At 63.0% G+C, this 1,163-nt stretch carries 1 protein-coding gene; it reads right to left on the bottom strand.

The features are described 5' to 3' along the window. The coding region (locus BMX43_RS19410) for a VirB4 family type IV secretion system protein (protein ID WP_139201654.1) at positions 1 to 1,163 on the bottom strand (1,163 nt) is incomplete at both ends.

Here is a 1,163-nt window from a genome sequence, read left to right as displayed (position 1 = left end):
CTCCGTCAGATCAACCGCCGTCACGTCATGGCTGGTGAAATCCACCACCGGCTCAGATGCCTCGCCAAAGACCCAGCCATAGCGGCCGTCCGGTGCCCATTCGCGCAGACGTTGCGCCAGATCAAGACCGTCGCCGACATCGCCGAAGAGTTCCTGAAACGCACGAAAGTTCCGTAGGTCTTGCCGAGCCTTGCCGTTTTGGGAAATCGCCGACTTGAGGGCTTCGGATTGCAGCGGCGTCATGGGCCCGCTGCGCTGTTCCAGAAGGGCGACCAGCCAGTCCAGAACCCACGCCTCGCCGCGCTCGCCAAATTCTGTGGCAAGCGGGTTCAAGCCTGTCGGGCGACCAGCACGGATTTCGGCATAGCGTCCACCCAAGGCACGGACTGCCATTTTGAGACCGGCTTCCTTGTCGAAGATGATCGTCCGGCCCCCTGCCCGCTGGGCCTGGGCCGCGAGGAAGGCGGCGGTTGTGGTCTTGCCGCCGCCAGACTTGCCCAGAACAAGCGTGTGGCCATTGGTCGGCTCGGCTTTTGGATCGCCGGGCTCATGGAAACTGAACCGGTGCAGCGAGCCTTGCAGTGTTTGAAACAGGGTCAGCGGCGTCTGCCACGGCAGGCGCGCCCCTGGCGTCCCGGTATCGGCAGCATGAAGCGCCGCCATATCCGCGAAATTGACCGAAGAGACGGTCATATCGCGCGCCCGATAATCCATATTGCCGGGATGCATGGCGAAGAACCCGGCCTCAAGCGCGGTCACTTCGCGCACCAGCCGCATGCCGTTCTGATGGGCGATGCCACGGATGCGGGCAACCTCGGCGTCGAGCGTTGCCTGATCCTCGGCAAAGACCGTGATGGTCATCTGGTGAACGCCGAAGCCCAACTCACCGCTTTCAGATTTGTCAGCGGCCACGAAGAGTTGCGCCTCTACCGTGGCGGCAATGTCTTCGGCGGCCCGCATCTGGGCCACGCGGCGTTTCACGAATTCGGTGATGCTGCCGCGTTCAATCGGCGTATAGCTATGGGTGATGATGGTGTCGCGGGCGGCACCCAGGGCGTCGAGCATGCCGGGCCAGGTCGCAGTGGCATAAGATTTGACATAGAGCACGGCGCCGACACGAGGCGCGTCGGTTCCCTCCTCGACTGTGAACTGGCCTTTGCCAA

It is taken from the genome of Gemmobacter aquatilis, from assembly GCF_900110025.1.
Taxonomy (GTDB): domain Bacteria; phylum Pseudomonadota; class Alphaproteobacteria; order Rhodobacterales; family Rhodobacteraceae; genus Gemmobacter; species Gemmobacter aquatilis.
This window is presented reverse-complemented; position numbering and strand designations above follow the sequence as displayed.